Annotated in this window: 15 protein-coding genes, 1 tRNA gene and 1 pseudogene; 4 read left to right on the top strand and 13 right to left on the bottom strand. The window is 64.1% G+C overall.

Annotated features, from left to right (window positions below):
• Window positions 1-94: 94 nt before the first annotated feature.
• Together AC0L3U_RS18275 and AC0L3U_RS18280 are read right to left on the bottom strand one after the other, a co-directional pair.
• Complete coding sequence (locus AC0L3U_RS18275) at window positions 95-1255, bottom strand: PLP-dependent cysteine synthase family protein (RefSeq protein WP_473362662.1); 1161 nt, start codon at window positions 1253-1255, stop codon at window positions 95-97.
• A gap of 44 nt (window positions 1256-1299) precedes the next feature.
• Window positions 1300-1380, bottom strand: a pseudogene (locus AC0L3U_RS18280) (AsnC family transcriptional regulator); the annotation flags it as partial.
• 205 nt (window positions 1381-1585) lie between these two features.
• On the opposite strand from AC0L3U_RS18280, the gene AC0L3U_RS18285 reads away from it, so the two are divergent.
• Window positions 1586-3148 (top strand): serine hydrolase domain-containing protein, encoded by a 1563-nt coding sequence (locus AC0L3U_RS18285; RefSeq protein ID WP_456766684.1) that lies wholly within the window; start codon window positions 1586-1588, stop codon window positions 3146-3148.
• A 25-nt stretch (window positions 3149-3173) separates the two neighbouring features.
• On the opposite strand, the gene AC0L3U_RS18290 is transcribed toward AC0L3U_RS18285, so the two are convergent.
• A complete protein-coding gene (locus tag AC0L3U_RS18290) occupies window positions 3174-3638 on the bottom strand; it encodes an Lrp/AsnC family transcriptional regulator (RefSeq protein ID WP_007599137.1) in 465 nt (154 codons plus the stop codon).
• A 163-nt stretch (window positions 3639-3801) separates the two neighbouring features.
• Here AC0L3U_RS18290 and AC0L3U_RS18295 point away from each other — a divergent pair, with 163 nt between their 5' ends.
• Window positions 3802-4815 (top strand): 1-aminocyclopropane-1-carboxylate deaminase, encoded by a 1014-nt coding sequence (locus AC0L3U_RS18295; RefSeq protein ID WP_473362640.1) that lies wholly within the window; start codon window positions 3802-3804, stop codon window positions 4813-4815.
• 102 nt (window positions 4816-4917) lie between these two features.
• Here AC0L3U_RS18295 and recQ read toward each other — a convergent pair whose 3' ends face one another.
• The 6 genes from recQ to AC0L3U_RS18325 all read right to left on the bottom strand — a co-directional run bounded on the left by recQ (window position 4918) and on the right by AC0L3U_RS18325 (window position 12552).
• Window positions 4918-6783, bottom strand: a complete 1866-nt coding sequence (gene recQ, locus AC0L3U_RS18300) for a DNA helicase RecQ (protein ID WP_473362641.1) — start codon at window positions 6781-6783, stop codon at window positions 4918-4920.
• 230 nt (window positions 6784-7013) lie between these two features.
• Window positions 7014-7757, bottom strand: a complete 744-nt coding sequence (locus tag AC0L3U_RS18305) for a polysaccharide deacetylase family protein (protein ID WP_473362642.1) — start codon at window positions 7755-7757, stop codon at window positions 7014-7016.
• Between the two features lie 103 nt (window positions 7758-7860).
• Window positions 7861-8862, bottom strand: coding sequence for a homoserine O-succinyltransferase MetA (gene metA, locus AC0L3U_RS18310; RefSeq protein ID WP_473362643.1), 1002 nt, complete (start codon window positions 8860-8862; stop codon window positions 7861-7863).
• A 12-nt stretch (window positions 8863-8874) separates the two neighbouring features.
• Window positions 8875-10176, bottom strand: a complete 1302-nt coding sequence (locus tag AC0L3U_RS18315) for an O-acetylhomoserine aminocarboxypropyltransferase/cysteine synthase family protein (RefSeq protein WP_473362644.1) — start codon at window positions 10174-10176, stop codon at window positions 8875-8877.
• Window positions 10177-10555: 379 nt separating this feature from the next.
• Window positions 10556-12130: an amidase family protein gene (locus AC0L3U_RS18320; RefSeq protein ID WP_473362645.1), complete on the bottom strand. Its 1575-nt coding sequence runs from the start codon at window positions 12128-12130 to the stop codon at window positions 10556-10558.
• 332 nt (window positions 12131-12462) lie between these two features.
• A tRNA-Ser gene (locus tag AC0L3U_RS18325) sits at window positions 12463-12552 on the bottom strand.
• Between the two features lie 196 nt (window positions 12553-12748).
• Here AC0L3U_RS18325 and AC0L3U_RS18330 point away from each other — a divergent pair.
• Window positions 12749-13090, top strand: coding sequence for a hypothetical protein (locus AC0L3U_RS18330; RefSeq protein WP_456766693.1), 342 nt, complete (start codon window positions 12749-12751; stop codon window positions 13088-13090).
• Window positions 13091-13141: 51 nt separating this feature from the next.
• Here AC0L3U_RS18330 and AC0L3U_RS18335 read toward each other — a convergent pair whose 3' ends face one another.
• From AC0L3U_RS18335 to AC0L3U_RS18345, 3 genes are all read right to left on the bottom strand, one after another.
• Window positions 13142-14605 carry a trehalose-6-phosphate synthase gene (locus tag AC0L3U_RS18335; protein WP_473362646.1) on the bottom strand — a complete coding sequence of 488 codons (1464 nt, stop codon included), beginning with the start codon at window positions 14603-14605 and terminating at the stop codon, window positions 13142-13144.
• Window positions 14606-14843: 238 nt separating this feature from the next.
• On the bottom strand, window positions 14844-15665 hold the full coding sequence (gene otsB, locus AC0L3U_RS18340; protein ID WP_473362647.1) for a trehalose-phosphatase: 822 nt from the start codon (window positions 15663-15665) through the stop codon (window positions 14844-14846).
• Window positions 15666-15668: 3 nt separating this feature from the next.
• Complete coding sequence (locus tag AC0L3U_RS18345) at window positions 15669-17168, bottom strand: MFS transporter (RefSeq protein WP_473362648.1); 1500 nt, start codon at window positions 17166-17168, stop codon at window positions 15669-15671.
• A 183-nt stretch (window positions 17169-17351) separates the two neighbouring features.
• Between AC0L3U_RS18345 and AC0L3U_RS18350 the strand changes: the two genes are divergently transcribed.
• Window positions 17352-17708, top strand: coding sequence for a DUF3175 domain-containing protein (locus AC0L3U_RS18350; RefSeq protein WP_473362649.1), 357 nt, complete (start codon window positions 17352-17354; stop codon window positions 17706-17708).
• A 194-nt stretch (window positions 17709-17902) separates the two neighbouring features.
• Here the strand turns inward: AC0L3U_RS18350 and AC0L3U_RS18355 are convergent.
• Window positions 17903-18700: methyl-accepting chemotaxis protein (locus AC0L3U_RS18355; protein ID WP_473362650.1), on the bottom strand; the 798-nt coding region annotated here is incomplete at its 5' end.

Genomic DNA, 18700 nt, shown 5'->3' on the forward strand with positions numbered 1-18700 from the left:
AGAAGCAGCGAGGCTCGCCCGCAGACGTGCGCAAGGCAAGTGAAGTTGCCGTGACGGCCGTGCAATCTTGCAAATGGCAGGGAAGCGCCAGCTATCAGGCCTCAGGATTTCGCAAGTTCTGGGGATTCGTTACGTCTTCGAACTCAAGCGCCAGTGGCTGCGCTGTATCGAGGAACGACGACAAGGCCGCCTCGAACGGCGCTGGATCGAGTCCGCGCGCTTTCAGCCAGGCGGGCTCATAATAGGTCTGCCGGTAGCGCTCGCCGGAATCGCAGATCAGCGTCACCAGCGATCCCGTCTGATTCGCCTTTCGCATGTCCGAGGCGAGCCGGCACAGCGCCAGGAAATTGGTGCCCGTAGAGCCCCCCACCGCGCGGCGCAGCCGGCGCGACAGCACGTTCATCGCCGCGATCGTCGCCGCATCCGGGATCTTCATCATGCGGTCGACCACGCCCGGCACGAAGGAGGGCTCGCAGCGCGGCCGCCCGACACCTTCGATCAGCGAGGGGCGGTCGCAAACATGGGAGCGGTCCTGCGAGCTGAAGCAGTCGAAGAAAGCGGAATGCTCGACATCAGCGACGCACAGCCGCGTCGGATATTGGCGATAGCGCAAATAGCGTCCGATCGTGGCCGAGGTGCCGCCGGTGCCCGCGCCCATCACGATCCAGTCCGGCAGCGGGCGCGGCTCGCCCTGCAATTGCGTGAAGATGGATTCGGCGATGTTGTTGTTGCCGCGCCAGTCGGTGGCACGCTCGGCGAAGGTGAACTGGTCCATGTAGTGGCCGCCCAGCCGTGCGGCCAGCGCGCCGGCCTCCGCATACAGCGCGCGGCCGTCGTCGATCAGATGGCAGTTGCCGCCGTAATGCTCGATCGCGGCGATCTTCTCCGCCGAGGTCGTGCGCGGCATCACGGCATAGAAGGGCACGCCGATCATCTGCGCGAAATAGGCTTCCGACACCGCGGTCGATCCCGACGAGGCCTCGACGACAGGCGTGCCTTCGCGGATGTGGCCGTTGCAGAGCGCGTAAAGGAAGAGCGAGCGCGCGAGCCGGTGCTTCAGGCTGCCGGTCGGATGCGTCGACTCATCTTTTAGATAGATGTCGATGCCTGATAGCGCCGGCACGATCAGCCGGATCAGATGCGTGTCGGCCGTGCGGCACTGGTCGGCCTCGATCGCGGCCACGGCTTCGTCGACCCAGCCGCGCCGATAGGCCGGTCCGGCCGGATTGAGGTGGCGGAAGGGGAATGGCTGCATCACCTGAATCTCTCATGATGCGCATCGCGCATCAAGTGCGCCCGCTAAAACTCCAGCGGCGCATTATCGACGACTTCTCTCACGACCAAGAACGTGCCGGTCTGGCGCACTCCAGGCAACGCGATCTGATCCGGGCACGTCCTGATTGCGCTCGTCTCGGCAGTTTTCGATTGCCGGACTGGCCATAATTCTTCTTGCGATCGCAATGTCTTAAGCTTGACACTGATTTATGACCTCCGCTCCTCGCCGGCATTCCAGAAGATTGTATCATTGAGCAGATGCCGCCTGCGGTATATGCCTGTGCGCAATGACAACACTCAAGATAGGAGCATGCAGGTGGCTGATTGCGTCGTCAGGCTTTCATCGCGAACCACTGCCCTGCTTGGCGCGCTTGTCCTGCTCACGTCAGTCTATTCCGGCACCGCAAGCGCACAGGCTACCGAGGTGGTCTGGCCGACCGCTCAATGGCAGACCTCCACGCCGGAAGAGCAGGGCATGGATTCGGCTGCGTTAGCCAAACTGGTTGCGTTCGGCACAACGCGCAGCTTCGACAGCCTGCTGGTGACACGCCACGGCCGCATCGTGCTCGATGCATACTACGCGCCGTTTACCGCCGACATGCCGCACGCAATCAACTCCTCTACCAAGGCGGTGGTCGCGACGCTGATGGCAATGGCCTACAAGCAGGGCCTGCTGGATCGTCTCGACCATCCGGTGCTAGATTTCTTTACCGATCGCAGCGTTGCCGACGTCGATGAGCGCAAGAAAGCCATCACCATCCAGCACCTACTCAACATGACAAGTGGCCTCGACTGGGACGAGGGGTTCGAAGGCGGCCGCGAGCAGTCGTTGCGGGACATGGGCGCAAGTTCCGATTGGGTCAAGTTCATTCTCGACCGCCCGATGGCACATGCACCGGGCGAGAACTTCTATTACAACAGCGGAGGCTCGCATCTGCTGTCGGCGATCGTCAGCAAGCTCACCGGCAAGAACATCGCGGACTACGCCAACGAGCGGCTGTTCGGCCCGCTCGGGATCGCTTCTCCGTTCTGGCGCCGGGATCCGCAACGGCTTCCGATTGGCGGCTTCGGCCTCGCGATGCGGCCGCGCGACATGGCGAAGATCGGCTATCTCTATCTGCGCAACGGCGAGTGGGTGGACAAGCAACTGCTGCCAGCAGACTTTCTCCATTCCGTCAGCCATGCCAACATCAACATGAACGCGCGATCTGAACCCGCGCTACGCTACGCCAACCAGTTCTGGTCGATTCCCGGCAAGCACGTCTACATGGCGGTCGGATATCACTGCCAGACGATCATGGTATTGCCGGAACAGGACATCGTCGCGGTGATGACGGCGCGGGATTTTTGTCCATTCGGCAGACTGGCCGACGACATAACCGGAGCGGTCAAATCCGATTCTGCGTTGCCAGCCAACCCCAGCGCTGCCGATCAACTCGCCGAGGCGATCGCCGACGTTTCGACCGAGAAGCCGACCGGGGTCGGCGCCACGCCGGCGATCGCCGCCGCGATCTCGGGCAAGACTTACAAGTTCTCCGACAATTCGCTCGGCATTAAATCAGTCGCACTGTTCCTGACCGACGAGAACCCGCGCTACATTGTGAAGACGGCCGCGGGCGATCCTGCGCAGCGCCAGCTTGACGGGCCGATCGGGCTCGACGGCTTGTACCGCAAGAGCATGCCCGGCTTTCTGGGCGTTCGCGCCGCCAAGGGCGCGTGGCAGAACGAGCACACCTTCGTAGTCGATTTCCAATACGTCGGGCTCGGCGAAGCCTCAACCTGGGCTTTCACCTTCGACGGCGACAAGGCGACACTGCGCAGCAGTGCGCGAAACGGACGCGAGGCGGTGGCGGAAGGGGCGACAGGCGGTTGAGAATTCGTTTCGCGCGCCGCTGGCATCAAAACTCCAGTGGCGCGTTGTCGACGACTTCCTTCATCACGAAGAAGGTGCGGGTCTGGCGCACGCCGGGCAGCGCGATCAGCTGTTCGCCATGGATGCGGTTGAAATCCTCCATGTCGCCGACGCGGATCTTGAGGAAATAGTCGAAGTCGCCGGCGACGAGGTGACAGTCGAGCACGAATTTCAGCCTGGTGATCGCCTGCTCGAAGATCGCAAAGCTCTCCGGCGTCGAGCGGTCGAGCACGACCCCGACCATCACCAGCGTGCCCTTGGCCACCTTCTTCGGCGCGACCATGGCGCGGACGGCGGCGATGAAGCCATGCTCGAACAGGCGCTGGGTGCGGCGATGGCAAGTGGCGGGACTGATGGCGACGGTTTCGGCCAGCTCGGCGTTGCTGAGCCGGCCGTTATTTTGCAGCAATCGCAACATCTTAAGGTCGATACGGTCAAGGCGGGCGGACATGGAAGCAACTTCCGTAATTGGCACCTATTCCGAAAGGAATAGCACGTATTGGCCTCAATACCGCAAGATTGGCCGCAATAGGGGCGCAATATTTGAAAGCACCTTTTTGCGCGACGATGCTACCGTTTTTGCAGACATTAACGCCAATCGGGATGACCTGACGATGCTCGAAAAATTTGCGCGCTATCCGCTGACCTTTGGTCCGACGCCCATCGAGAAGCTGGAGCGGCTGTCAAAGCATCTCGGCGGCAATGTCGAGGTCTACGCCAAGCGCGAGGACTGCAATTCCGGGCTCGCCTATGGCGGCAACAAGCTGCGCAAGCTCGAATACATCATCCCCGACGCGATCGCCTCGAACGCCGACACGCTGGTCTCGATCGGCGGCGTGCAGTCCAACCACACCCGCATGATCGCGGCGGTCGCGGCCAAGATCGGCATGAAGTGCCGCCTGGTGCAGGAAGCCTGGGTGCCGCACGAGGATGCCGTCTATGACCGCGTCGGCAACATCATGCTGTCGCGCATCATGGGCGCCGACGTGCGCCTGGTCGACGACGGCTTCGACATCGGCATCCGCAAGAGCTGGGAGGAGGCGATCGAGGAAGTGAAGGCGGCGGGCGGCAAGCCCTATGCGATTCCCGCCGGCGCCTCCGTGCACAAATACGGCGGGCTCGGCTATGTCGGCTTCGCCGAAGAAGTGCGCAAGCAGGAAGCCGAGCTCGGCTTCAAGTTCGACTACATCGTGGTCTGCACCGTCACCGGCTCGACCCATGCCGGCATGCTGGTCGGCTTCGCCGCCGATGGCCGCGCGCGAAAGGTGATCGGCATCGACGCCTCCTTCACCCCGGCGCAGACCAAGGCGCAGGTGCTCTCGATCGCGCAGAACACGGCCAAGCTCGTCGAGCTCGGCCAGGATCTCGTCGCCGACGACGTCGTGCTGATCGAGGATTACGCTTATCCCGCCTATGGCGTGCCGTCGGAAGAGACCAAGGAGGCGATCCGCCTCACCGCGCGTCTCGAAGCCATGATCACCGACCCCGTCTACGAGGGCAAGTCGATGCAGGGCCTGATCGATCTCACGCAGAAGGGCTATTTCGAGAAGGGCGCAAAGATTCTCTACGCCCATCTCGGCGGCGCGCCGGCGCTGAACGGCTACGGGTATGCGTTCCGGAACGGCTGAGGTCGGTAGCCCGGATGGAGCGCAGCGTAATCCGGGAAGCGTACAATACCGCGAAACTGCCCCGGATTGCGCTGCGCTCCATCCGGGCTACGAACCGAACCCCTACCGGGTCCTGACAATCTGCAGCAGCTCGTCGCCGTAATGCTCGAGCTTCTTGTCGCCGATGCCGGGCACGTTGCGCAGCTCGTCCAGCGTGGTCGGCCATGCGCGAACGATGCCGTCGATGGTGGCATCGTGCAGCACGACGTAGGCCGGCACGCCACGTTCACGGGCAATGTCCGAGCGCCACGCTCGTAGCCGCGCGCGCAATTCAGGATCGACATCGCCCTGCGGCGCGTCGACCGCCGGCGCCAGATCACCGCGCCGGGACTTGGCGCGGCTCGAACGGATCCGGGCGCCGGGCGCTTCCTCGCGCAGCAACACTTCCGTTTCGCCCCGCAGCACGCCGCGCGACGAATCCGTCAGCTTCAGCGCGCCGAAAGCTTCGCTGTCACTCAGCAAATGTCCCATCGCCACGAGCTGTCGCAACACCGTGCGCCACTGCTTCTCGTTGAGCTCGCGTCCGATGCCGAACACCGTGAGCTTGTCGTGGCCGAACTGCGTCACCTTGTCGGTGAGGCGTCCGATCAGCACGTCGATGAGATGCATCGCGCCGAAACGCTGCCCGGTGCGATAGGCGCAGGACAGAAGCTTTTGCGCCAGCACCTTGCCGTCGCGCATTTTCGGCGGTGTCAGGCAATTGTCGCAATTGCCGCAGCCCTCGCCCATCACGATCTCGCCGAAATAGGCGAGCAGCCGCCGGCGCCGGCAGTGCGGCGTTTCGGCAAGGCCAACGAGCGCATCGAGCTTGCCGATCGAGACCCGCTTGAATTCCTCGGAGCCGCTCGACTCGTCGATCATGCGGCGCTGCTGCACGATGTCCGAGAGACCGTAGGCCATCCAGGCTGCCGACGGCTTGCCGTCACGGCCGGCGCGGCCTGTCTCCTGGTAATAGGCCTCGATGCTCTTGGGCAGATCGAGATGCGCGACGAATCGCACGTCCGGCTTGTCGATGCCCATGCCGAAGGCAATGGTCGCGACGATGACGATGCCGTCCTCGTTGAGGAAGCGGTCCTGGTTGCGCGAGCGCACGCTGCTGTCGAGCCCGGCGTGATAGGGCAACGCCGCAATGCCGGCGTCGTCGAGCGCGGCGGCGACCTCCTCGACCCGTTTGCGGGACAGGCAATAGACGACGCCCGCATCGCCTGCGTGACGCTCCCGGATGAAATCCTTGAGCTGCGACACCGCATTGCGCTTGTCGACGATCTCGTAACGGATGTTGGGACGATCGAAGCTGGAGACGAAGTGCGGACTGTCTGCAAGCGCAAGCCGCTCGACGATTTCCTTGCGGGTCAATTCGTCGGCAGTCGCGGTCAGCGCGATGCGCGGCACGTCGGGAAAGCGCTCGGCGATGATCGACAGGCCGACATATTCGGGACGGAAATCATGGCCCCATTGCGAGACGCAATGCGCCTCGTCGATCGCGAACAGCGCCACCTTCGCCCGCGCCAGCAGCGCCAGGCAGCGCGGCGTCACCAGCCGTTCCGGCGCGACATAGAGCAGGTCGAGATCACCCGCGATCAGGCGCCGCTCGATGTCGGAGGCTTCCTGCGGGGTCAGCGACGAGTTCAGCGCGGCGGCGTTGACGCCTGCTTCGAGCATGGCGGCGACCTGGTCGCGCATCAGCGCAATCAAGGGCGAAACCACGACACCGCAGCCTTCGCGCAGCAGCGCCGGCAATTGATAACACAGCGACTTGCCGCCGCCGGTCGGCATCAGCACCAGGCAATTGCCGCCCTCGGTGACGTGCCGGATGATCTCGCCCTGCGCGCCGCGGAACCCGGGCAGGCCGAACACCGAACGCAGCACCGACAGCGCATCGCGGCCCTGGGCCGGCGCAGGCAGCGGAGCGGTGGAAGGAGAGGACATGGGCATGTCGGGGTGAGGCTGTGAGATTCGTCACAAGGCCAGTCGCATGACCGCGCAGGCGTGGCAAGACTGTTTGCGCGGGCTTCTTCTCCCTCTCCCCATTCTTACGGGGAGAGGGTTTGGGTGAGGGGCCTGTCTCCACAGATGAGACTGTTGCTAGGCCTGTACCCCCTCACCCGGATCGCAAAAGCGATCCGACCTCTCCCCGCAAGCGGGGCGAGGTAAAAAAGCTACGCCCCGATCCTTCGCAGCGCTTCCGCGACCGTGACGATCGGCATGTCGCGTTTCCCGGCGGCCTGCAGCGCATGGCGCATCAGGTGCGGCGTGCAGCCATATGGGCTCGGCGCGTCGGCGACGTCATGACCGTAGAAGATCAGCCATCCGCCGCTCTCGACCGCCTCGTCGAAATAGCGATCGACACCCGTCGTATTGATCTCGCGATCGACCAGGGGCGAGGCGCGCAGGAACTGGAGGTCGATGACGTCGCGATTGACGCCGGGAAGGATGCCGCGCGCCGAGCGAAAGGTCTTGGCGAGCTGCGGCTTGCGCCACACCGACGCGATGCCATAGGGGTAAGCGAAATTTTCCAGGGTGATCGAGGAATCGATGCCGCGAAAATGGCTGCGGTTTCGCTCGATCTCGCAGGCCATGGCGGCCTCGTCGAGATTGACCGCACTCTGGTGCGAGAAAGTGTGGCAGGCAATCTCGTGTCCGGCCCGGTGAAGCCGCACGATGGCGTCGTTCGACAGGCCGTGCCAATGGTCTGAGGGACGGTCGACCAGGCTGCCGGCGAGATAGAACGTGCCGCGGCCGCCATGTTGCTCCAGAAGCCCGGCGCCCTCGCCTGCGGCGCTATCGGGGGCATCGTCGAAGGTGAAGCTCACCATGGGCGCATGCGCGGGCAGCCGGTGCGGCGCGGCGCGGAAATGCCGGGCCAGCCGATTGCTCACGCGTCCCTGGAGTGCCGACCACACGACTCGCATCTCCTGTCTGCCCCGCCCCTCACTGAAGCATTCGTGCGCCACTCGAGGCAAGCTTCACACTTCGTAGTCCTAACGTCGAGCCCGTCGTCCCGACCTAACGCGCAAGCACCGACGCGTCGGTCCCCGCGCCGAGATATTGCAGCCAATTCCGAAACAACGCCGCCGCGGCGCTGCCCGCGGCGATATCGGTGCGCAAAGTCAGCGCGGGCAGTTCGTTGCTGAGCGCGGGGTGGCGCTGGTGCCTTGCCTGCTTCTCGAAGCGCGCCAGCTTCTCTTCCGTCGCAGCGTCAAAATAGCTCACGGGCAAATGCGGATAATGGTCGCGCTCACGCGCAAGGTAACGGCCGATGTCGCGCAGATATTCACGTTGAAGCGACAGCGCGTCGTATTCCGGATGGCCCTGGAAGAACACGAAGCGGCTGGCATATTGCCGGACGAAGATGTCGACGCCGGCCTTTGCCGAACGCGTCAGCACCTGATAGCCGGCCTGCGCGAGGTCGCTCTCGGCGATCTCGTTGAGGCGCGAATGCGAGACCTTGAGCGGCGCAGGTGCGGCCCGCGTCAGCGGATCGCTGGTCACGGCTTCGCAGTCGAATATGCCGTGACATTTGGCCGGCAGCGGCCGCCGTTCGATGCGGTCGAGATGCAGCACCGCGGCATGCGCAGCGAGGCACGACCAGATCGTCGAGCGCGTGTTGACCTTGGCCCAGTCGATCAGCTCGGTGAGATCGCGCCAGTACGGTTCCTGGTCGAGCTCGGGCGCAACCGGTTCGGCCCCGGTCACGATCAGGCCGTCGAACCTGTGGCGCCCGAGCTCGGTGAGCTCCGAATATTCGCTCTCGACATGCCATCTCGCTTCCGGCGAGCGCTTGACCGAGGGTAGCGAGAAGCAATGAAAGCGGATACGGCGCGGACCTGCAGCGGCTTGCAGCAGCTTCATGAACTGCCGCTCGGTCGCCTTCAGCGCCGGATCCGGCATGTTGTTGATCAACCCGATGGTGAGCTCGGTGCCGCCGTGCTCCCGCGCCAGATCGCCCGCTCCCGGCACCAGCGCCGGGCTCGATATGGCTTGATCCCTGTCGATCAGGATCGTCATCGGCGCTGCCGCCTACTCCGCGGCCTGGAGGCACGCGGACGGGCAGGCCTTTTCCAGGGCTTGGTCGAGGTCCTCGATGATGTCCTGGCAATGCTCAATACCGATCGACAAGCGGATCGTTTCCGGCAAAACGCCGGCGACCCGCTGCTGCTCCGCCGACATCTGCCGGTGCGTGGTCGAGGCCGGATGGCAGGCCAGCGACTTGGCATCTCCGATATTGACGAGGCGCGTGATCAGCTTCAGCGCATCGTAGAAGGACTTGCCGGCTTCCATCCCGCCCTTGATGCCGAAGGTGAACAGCGACGACGCGTTGCCGTCGAGATATTTCTGGACCAGCGGATAATAGGGACTGTCCGGGAAACCGGTGTAATTGACCCAGGCCACGCGCGGATCCTTGCGCAGGAATTCGGCGACCTTGCGGGCGTTCTCGCAGTGGCGCTCCATGCGCAGCGCGACGGTCTCGATGCCCTGGAGCAGCAGGAAGGCGTTGAACGGCGACAGCACCGAACCCATGGTGCGCTGATAGATGCTGCGCGCGCGCTCGATATAGGCCGTCTTGCCGAAGCGCTCGGCATAGACGAGGCCGTGATAGGAGGCGTCCGGCTTGTTGTAGCCGGGGAAGCGATCGGCGTGCTTGGCCCAGGGGAAATTTCCGGAGTCGACGATGGCGCCGCCGAGCGTGGTGCCGTGACCGCCCAGAAACTTCGTCAGCGAATGCACGGCGATGTCGGCGCCGTAATCGAACGGCTTGAGCAGGATGGGCGTTGCAACGGTATTGTCGACGATCAGCGGCACGCCATGCGCATGGGCGATCTTCGCCAGCGCCTCGATGTCGCAGACATTGCCGGCGGGATTGCCGATGGTTTCGGCGAACACGGCGCGGGTGTTCTCGTCGATCAGCTTTTCGATCGCCTCGGGCTTGTCGCTCTCGGCGAAGCGGCCGGTGATGCCCTGCCGCGGCAGGATGTGCGAGAGCAGCGTATGCGTGGTGCCGTAGAGCTGCGGCACGGAAACGATGTTGCCGCCGTGGTCGGCGACGTTGACGAAGGCGAAATGCAGCGCGGCCTGCCCGGTCGCGACCGCAAGCGCGCCGACGCCGCCCTCGAGCTCGGCGATACGTTTCTCCAGCACCGCGCTGGTCGGATTGGCGATGCGGCTGTAGCGATAGCCTTCGGTCTCGAGATTGAAGAGCGCCGCGCCGTGATCGGCGCTGTCGAAGGCGTAGGCCGCAGTCTGGTAGATCGGCACGGCAACCGCGTGCGTGGTGGCTTCGGGCTCGTAGCCGGCGTGAATAGCGATCGTCTCGTTGCGCATCGTGCCACCTCCGCGTGGAGCGGGCCGCACTTATTGGCCTGTATGAGGCATGTGCGTTGTCCGCCGTCCCTCTGTTAGAGGCGGGTGGTAAAGCGGACAATAATTCGTCTAGAGATCGAGGAAGTAACCCTAACGGTTATTGGGGAATTGGCTAAAATTCGAGTCAATTTGGATGAATGAAATTTTGCGGTTCGCGGCAGCGACCACGCTGCACTCCCTTCTCCCCTTGTGGGGGAAGGTGGCGCGAAGCGCCGGATGAGGGGTCTCTATCCATACGGCCAAGCTTGCGTTAGGGGAGAGAGACCCCTCACCCGTCTCGCCGCTGCTCGGCGAGCCACCCTCTCCCACAAGGGGAGAGGGAAACACCCTCCGCGCCCTGTCAGTCCATCTGTTCCCACAGCCGATGGGCGAGCACGCCGGCCCGCTTCTCGATCGCGGCTGCCGCATCCAGCGCGAGGTCCTCGCGATAGCGCCCGGCGATGAGCTGCACGCCGATCGGCTTGCCATCGTGCACCGTCACCGGCACCACGGCGCCGGGAAGCCCCAGCACGTTGATCGCGGAGATGAAACGGATCTCGCCCCAGAAAATCTCGCGCACGCGCTCGGGGCTGACCGTGTCCTCGCGCGGCCCCGGAATCGGCTTCACCGTGGTCGGTGCCAGCACCACCGGATACTCCTCGAAGAACAATTGCCAGGCGCGGATATGGCCGTTGCGCGCGGCGGTCGCCTGCATCCAGGCCTTGAGGTCGAGCAAGTTGGCCTTCGCTTTCATGCCGCCCCACGCCTTGTGGAAGTCTTCGGACGTCACCTTCAGCATGCCGGCTTCCTGCAACACCATCGTCTCGTTGGTGATGATGTCGCACCAGGTCTGCCAGACCCCGTCGATGTCGGGCACATCGACCTCGCTGACGCGATAGCCGGAACGCTCCAGATGATCGGCGGCCTGACGCAACGCCGCCGCGACGTGCGGATCGACCTCCATGTCTTCAGGAATCCTGGCAAGCGCGACCTTGATCGGCCCCTTCGGCTTCGGCCCGACCAGCGGCGCCGGCACCCACCAGGGATCGCGCGGATCGCGCTGGCTCATCACCTCCAGCGCGAGCCTGACGTCGGCGACGTGGCGGGCGAGCGGTCCCTGCGCCGACATCAGATGCGCCAGCATCGGCCGCTCGGCGGTTGCGCTTGCGTTGAACGCGGGAATACGTCCCTGCGTCGGCTTGATGGTCGCAACGCCGTTGCAATGCGCCGGCCAACGCAGCGAGCCGCCGATGTCGTTGCCGTGCGCGATGGTGCCGATGCCGGCGGCGACCGCCGAACCCGCACCGCCCGAGGAGCCGCCGCAAGTGATATCCGGATCCCAGGGATTGAGCGTCAGCCCGTGCAGGGGATTGTCGGTGAAGCCGCGGAATGAGAATTCCGGCGTGTTGGTGAGGCCGAGGACGATCGCGCCGGCCTTCTTCAGGTTGCGCACCACGGGCGAATCCGATGGCGCGATGAGATCCTTGTTGGCGGGAACGCCGTTGAAATTCGGACGGCCCTCGTAGTCGACATTCTCTTTGATCGTGATCGGGACGCCGTGCAGAAGGCCGAGTTCGCCGCCCTTCGCGCGCCGCTTGTCGGCCGCATGGGCCGCAGCCAGCGCCTCCTCCGAGAGATCGACGACGACGGCGTTCAGCCTCGGATTGACGGCACGCATCCGCTCGAGATGCGCCTCGACGGTCTCGACCGCGGAGATGGCGCCGGAGCGGATCGCGGCCGCGGTCTCGACCGCCGACCATTGCCAGGCCGGCCCTTTGGGGCGGCGTGGTGCTGATGATTTGCGCGGAGCTGCCTGCTTGACCGGCTTGGTTGCAGCCTTCGCAACCTTGCCCTTGCGCACGGCGTTTTTCTTGCCGGAGGTCTTCGCTGCTTTCTTCGCAGCAGTTTTCTTCCTGGTCGCCGTCTTCTTCGCCACGTCGCATCTCCTGAAATTGCGCCGCGGAAGTTATGGAGGTTCCATGACCGTGTACAGGCGCGTTTCTGCATGCCGCGCTGTCGCGGCCGACGGCGCGGGAGAGGCGCTCATGCACCTTTGGGTCTTCCCATGACCCACATGTTGATTGAATGACGTAGCGAACTAGCGCCAAGATTTCCGCATCGCGACTAGCTTTTGACGCGGCTGTTTGGACAGCGACAAACTAGAGCATCTGCCTGCAGCCGCATCGCCATGGCGGCAGCGACACCGATGGAAGGGTGTCGCGAACGGGCGCGAGGGACGGGAGGTATGGATTGGCCGGACGGGGCTGCTGGCGGAGAGAGTGGGATTCGAACCCACGGTACGGTTTCCCGCACACACGCTTTCCAAGCGTGCGCCTTAAGCCACTCGGCCATCTCTCCGGAGCGCACTCTCTTGAAGGGGCGCCGATGATTTTGCAAGGGATCGCGGGGAAATCGGGTGATTTTTCCGTAAGATGTTGTATTTCATAGACAATATCGAACGCCACGGCAGCGCTCGGAACCGCCCGCCGGCTGAACCGGCGGCCGGTTTAACGCGACGATTCACTCAAGACCGTCAAACACGTCCGGGGGACCCATGACCATCCGCAACATCACCGCCGCGCTGAGCCTGATTTCGGCCCTTGCCGCCGCCTTCGCCGGACCGGCCGCCGCACAGGTCTGCACCCGACAAGGGGTCGACGTCAGCTGTGACGACGGACGGCGCGGGATGCTTTCGGGCGATACCATCCTCTGGCCGGACGGCACGCGCTCGAGCGCGACGCCACATCAAAGCGTCATCATCGGCAACAAGAGCTCGGTGCATGTCGGGCCCGGCGTGTTCGTCGGCCAGGGCAAGGGCATGGTGCCGCTCGACGATCCGAACGCGCCGAACAAGCGGCAGTGCGCGATTCTGGAGGGCGTGTCGTACTGCTATTGAGGCTCTCGTCTTCGCCCCTGCCCTCGCCGTAAAGAACGGGGGAGAAGAAGACTAGATCAGCCGCACGCCTGATATCGCCGACTTCAGCCAGCGCAGCGCCTGCGGCGGCTGGTTGGCGAGCGGAGCGACCGCGGCCTTCTCCGTCCGGCAGTTCTCCAGCTCAGCGACGAAATCCGCCGACCATTGCTGGATGGTGTGGCCGCGCAGCTTCTTCATCATTGCATCCCAACGCATCTTGCGCTCGGTGAGCGGCATCGCCGCCGCGACCGCGATCGCGCGCGCCATGCCGTCGATGTCATGCGGATTGACCAGCAGCGCGGCGTCGAGTTCGTTGGCCGCTCCGGCGAATTTCGAGAGCACCAGCACGCCGGGATCCGCCGGGTTTTGGGCGGCGACGTATTCCTTGGCGACCAGGTTCATGCCGTCGTGCAGCGGCGTCACCACGCCGATCTGCGCGGTGCGGTAGAGACCCGCGAGCACGGCCTGGCTAAAGCCCTTGTTGAGATAGCGGATCGGGGTCCAGTCGGCCTCGCCGTGGCGGCCGTTGACGTCGGACACGAGCCGCGCGACCTCGTTCTGCAAATTGCCATAGGCTTCGATGGCACCGCGTGAGGGATTTGCGATCTGCAACAGCGAAATGCTGCGCGCAAAGTGCGGATGATCGGTCCAGAGCCGGTCGAACGCGCTGATGCGATTGACGAGGCCCTTGGAATAGTCGAGCCGGTCGACGCCGATCGCGAGCCGCTCGCCATTGAGGCTGCGGCGCAGCCGCGACACGTCCGGATGCGACGCCGATTTCGCCGCGTACTGCGCGAACTTCTCGGCATCGATGCCGATCGGAAAGACCTCGCAGCGCGTTCGGCCATGCTGCGAGATCGCGACGCCGTCTTCGACGGCGAGGCCGAGTTCGCCCGCGACATAGCCGAGAAAATTCTGGCAATCGTCATTGGTCTGGAAGCCGATCAGATCGTAGGCCAGCATCGCCGTGATCAGCTCGCGATGATTGGGAACGCCCTGCATCACCGCGGCGACAGGCCATGGCGTATGGAGGAAGAAGCCGATCGGGTCGTCGACGCCGAGCTCGCGCAGCTCGGCGCCGAGCGCGAGGAAATGGTAATCCTGCACCCAGAACGCGGTTTGTGCTTTCCGGAAACGCATCAAGGCGCGCGCCATGAAGGCGTTGACCTCGCGATAGCTGACATAGTCGTCACGCGAGACGCGGATCAGATCGCTGCGCGAGTGCAGCGCCGGCCATAGCGCCGAATTGGCAAAGCCTTCGTAATAGCCGCCATAGTGCGCCGCCGGCAGATCCAGCGTCGCGATCGCGCCCGAACCCAGTGCTTCGATCTCCGCAAACGGCTCCTTCTGATGACCGTCACGCACACGGCCCGAGGAACCCACCCAGATCGCACCCGAATGTTCCACGACGGGTAACAAGGCCGCCGCGAGACCGCCCGTCATGGGCTCGTTGGGCTTGCCGCGCGCGACGCGATTCGAAACGACGACTAAGTTCACAGGTCGTCCCCTCCTGTTTCATTCCACCCCATTTAACTGCCGTTCATCAATATGGTTCCTGATCATCCTTTGCACCAATTGAAACCAAAATCAGGCACGCGCGTTGGAACCGGTTTACCTCAAGGCAACCCGACGATTTCGCTACACAAAGTCGGCTTTGGAACCGTGGCATGCGCAGCATGAAGCAGACGCGCGGGGGAATTACGCGCGCGATATGTGGCCCCGAGATGTCGGCGCCTTATTCCAACCTTGAGTCGTCGAGCAGCCGCGCAAGGAACGTGCGTACATCATTCGGGGCATCGAAGTGCCCGTTGACACCCATGGCGCGGCGGCCGACCGAGAAGGCGAGCCCGTTCATGTCGGGCATGATCGCGAACACGGTCTCGTCGGTGACGTCGTCGCCGATGAAAATCGGACGGCGTCCCTTGAAAGGCTCGTGCTTCATCAGCTCGCGCACGCCGGTCGCCTTTGTGAAACCGGAATGCTTGATCTCGCAAACGAACTTGCCGGGCAGCACCTCGATCGGCGCGTTGGGCAGGTCGGCACGGATCAGCGAAACGGCTTCATAGATCGCCTTCTCCGCATGTGGCGCAAGGCGGTAATGCAGCGCCAGCGAATAGCCCTTGTCTTCGAGCAGAATGCCTGGACTGAGCTTGGCGACCGCCGCGAGCCGCCGCTTCAACTCCTTGTCCAGCGGCGGCGCACCGACTGCATCGGCTTCGTTGTCAATCGAAAGCCGCATCTCCGCGCCGTGGCCGGCGACGGCGCGAAAGACATCCGGCGCAAAGATCAGGTCGATGTCGTTGAGCGAACGGCCGCTGACCATCGCCAGCGCGCCCGAGGTGCGCTCCGTCAGCCGGTTCAGCGTTTCCGACAGGCCTGGCGGCACCCACACCTCACGCGGCGTCGGCATCAGGTCGAGCAGCGTCCCGTCGATGTCGAGCAGGATCGCCGTTTCATTGAGATGCGGCACGAGTGCGTGGGGCACCGGCACCGCGTCGGGCGCTTCATCGTCGACCATGGTGCGCTTCTGATCCAATTCAGCCAATTCCGATTTCATAGTCTACTCCATGGAAGCAAGCGGCCGCGCGATTTCTTCGAGCGATCTGCGTTCCGCCGAGACGGCATAGCGCCACGCCACGATCGCGGCTGCGATCATCAGGAAGGCCCCCAGTAAATAGCCTGCGAATACGCTCGTGCGTGACCCCGTGTCGATCAGCGCCCCGAACAACGCGGGGCCGATCACGCCGCCGATGCCGGTGCCGACCGCGTAGAACACGGCGATCGCGAGCGCGCGGACTTCCAAGGGAAAGGTCTCGCTGACAGTGAGATAGGCGGCGCTCGCGGCCGGCGAGGCAAAGAAGAAGATCACCATCCAGGCAATGGTCTGCCCTTGCGCGCTCAAGGCGCCGATCGAGAACAGATAACCCGACAGCGCCAGCAACAAGCCCGACGTCCCATAGGTGAACATGATCATGGTCCGGCGGCCGAGCGTATCGAACAGGCGGCCGAGCAGCAGCGGACCGAGGAAATTGCCGGCGGCGAAGGGGAGCAGATACCAGCCGACATGATCGGCGCTGATGCCGTAAAAATCGGTCAACACCAGCGCAAAGGTGAAGAAGATGGCGTTGTAGAAGAAAGCCTGTGCGATCATCAGCACGAGGCCGACCATCGCCCGCTGGCGATAGACCGAGAACAGCGTGTGCACCACCTCGCGGATCGGCGTGTGGCTCCGCATTTTCAGGCGGATCTTGGCGAAGCGCGCCTCGCTCGTGTCCTGCTCGTGTCCAATCACCGAGCGCTCGATCTCGTCGACGATGGCGTGGGCCTGGTCGGGACGGCCGTGGATCATCAGCCAGCGCGGACTCTCCGGAATCCACATCCGCATCAAGAGCACGACGAGGCCGATGGTCGCGCCGATGAGATAAGCGAGGCGCCAGCCGAGATCGGGCCCGATCACCGCGGGATCGAGCAGCACGATGGCCGCCACGGCGCCCATCGCGGCACCGATCCAGAAGCTGCCGTTGATGACGAGATCGGTCCAGCCGCGATAGCGCGCCGGCACCAATTCCTGGATGGTCGAATTGATCGCGGTATATTCGCCGCCGATGCCGGCGCCGGTGAGGAAGCGAAACAGCGCGTAGCTCGCGACATTCCATGACAGAGCGGTCGCGGCCGTCGCCGAGAGATAGAGCGCGAGCGTGATGAAGAACAGCTTCTTGCGGCCGATGCGGTCGGTCAGCCAGCCAAAACCGAGCGCGCCGAGCACAGCACCCGCGAGATAGGCGGAATTGGCAATACCGAGATCGAGATTGGAGAAATGCAGGGTGGGACTCTGTTTCAGCGCGCCGGAGAGCGCGCCGGCCAAGGTCACCTCGAGGCCATCCAGTATCCAGGTGATGCCGAGCGCGAGCACGACGCGGGTGTGAAATCCGCTCCACGGCAGCGCGTCAAGTCGTGCGGGAATGCTGGTTTCGATGATGCGATCGGCTGCGGCCGCCTTCGCGACCGCCTTGGAGACCACAGGTCCATCGTTCGGCGCTGGGCTTCGCTGCAATTCCATCGCGTTGTTGCATCTGACCAATGGACACGGCCCCGGTTCACATGGCGTGGACGAGGGGCGATCCGATCAAGGGGGTGCGGCATTCCGCCTGCCACCTGCGACAACGTCTGCGGCGAGGGCAGGTTCCCCGTGGAACGACCGTTCGCGCCGCTGGTTTTCGCTGGAGCCGCAAGGATTTGACGCATGGCTCATGTCAGAAAGACGACACATTTCAGAAAGACGACACATGCTCGCAAAACAGCGGCGCGCAAGAGCACCAAACGCGCGGCACCGAAGCGCTGGTCGCAGCGCGTGACGAAGGAGAGCGACGCGCTCGACCTCAAACAAGGCGTGTTCAAGCTGACCAGCGCGAAGAAGATCGCGACTTCGTTGAAGCGCTCGGCCGAGCACAGCGCGCGCCGCAAGACCGGCGCCTACCGCTCGGCGCTGTCGATGCTGACGTTCTACATCAACCGCGCCGGCAAGACGCTGCCGCAGACGCAGCGCACGCGGCTGGAGCGGGCAAAGCTGGAGCTGAAGCGGGCATTCGGGAGGGAGTGAGCTTTTCGCTTCTTACTCCGCCGTCGTCCCGGCCTAGTGCGCAATTGCGCACGGGGGCCGGGACCCATAACCACAAAGAGCGGTTTGGCGAAGATTAGTGGTTCGATACGTCCACCTTCCCACGATCGATAGATCACGCGGTATGGGTCCCGGCCTTCGCCGGGACGACATTGGAGAGTGGCGCGCTTCGAGCCTTACGCTGCCCGGATATTGCCCATGAAGCGGTCGAGCTCGGCACGCAGGCGGGTGCTTTCGGACGACAGCGTCTTGGCCGAATGCAGCACCTCTTCCGAGGCCGAGCCGGTTTCGGCGGCGCCGCGGTTGACCTGGCCGATGTCGGTGGCAGCGGTCTGAGTACCCTGCGCGACGGTCTGGACGCTGCGCGCGATTTCCTGGGTCGCTGCGCCTTGCTGCTCCACTGCGCTCGCGATCGACGTCGAGATCGACGAGATCTGGCCGATAGTGGCGCCGATCTCCTTGATCGCCGCAACCGACTCGGCTGTCGCGCCCTGCATGCCCGTGATGTGCGAGGAGATCTCGTCGGTGGCCTTCGCCGTCTGGCTCGCCAGCGACTTCACTTCGCTGGCGACAACTGCAAAGCCGCGGCCGGCTTCGCCGGCGCGCGCCGCCTCGATGGTCGCGTTGAGCGCCAGAAGATTGGTCTGCTCGGCGATCGCCGTGATGAGCTTGACCACTTCGCCGATCTGCTGGGCGGCATGCGAGAGCTTGCCGATGCGGTTATCGGTCTCCTTTGCCTGCACCACGGCAGCTTCGGCAATGCGGCTGGAATCGCGGACCTGGCGGCCGATCTCCTCGACCGAGGCCGAGAGCTCTTCGGTCGCAGTCGCGACCGACTGCATGTTGCTGGAGGCCTGCTCGGAGACATCGGCGACCTGGCTCGACAGGCTCTGCGTCGTCTCGGCGGTGCGGGTCAGCGTCGAGGCCGCCGATTCCAGCTGCACGGCGGAAGCCGAGACGTTGGAGACGATGGC

This window comes from Bradyrhizobium sp. Kon69, from assembly GCF_055807515.1.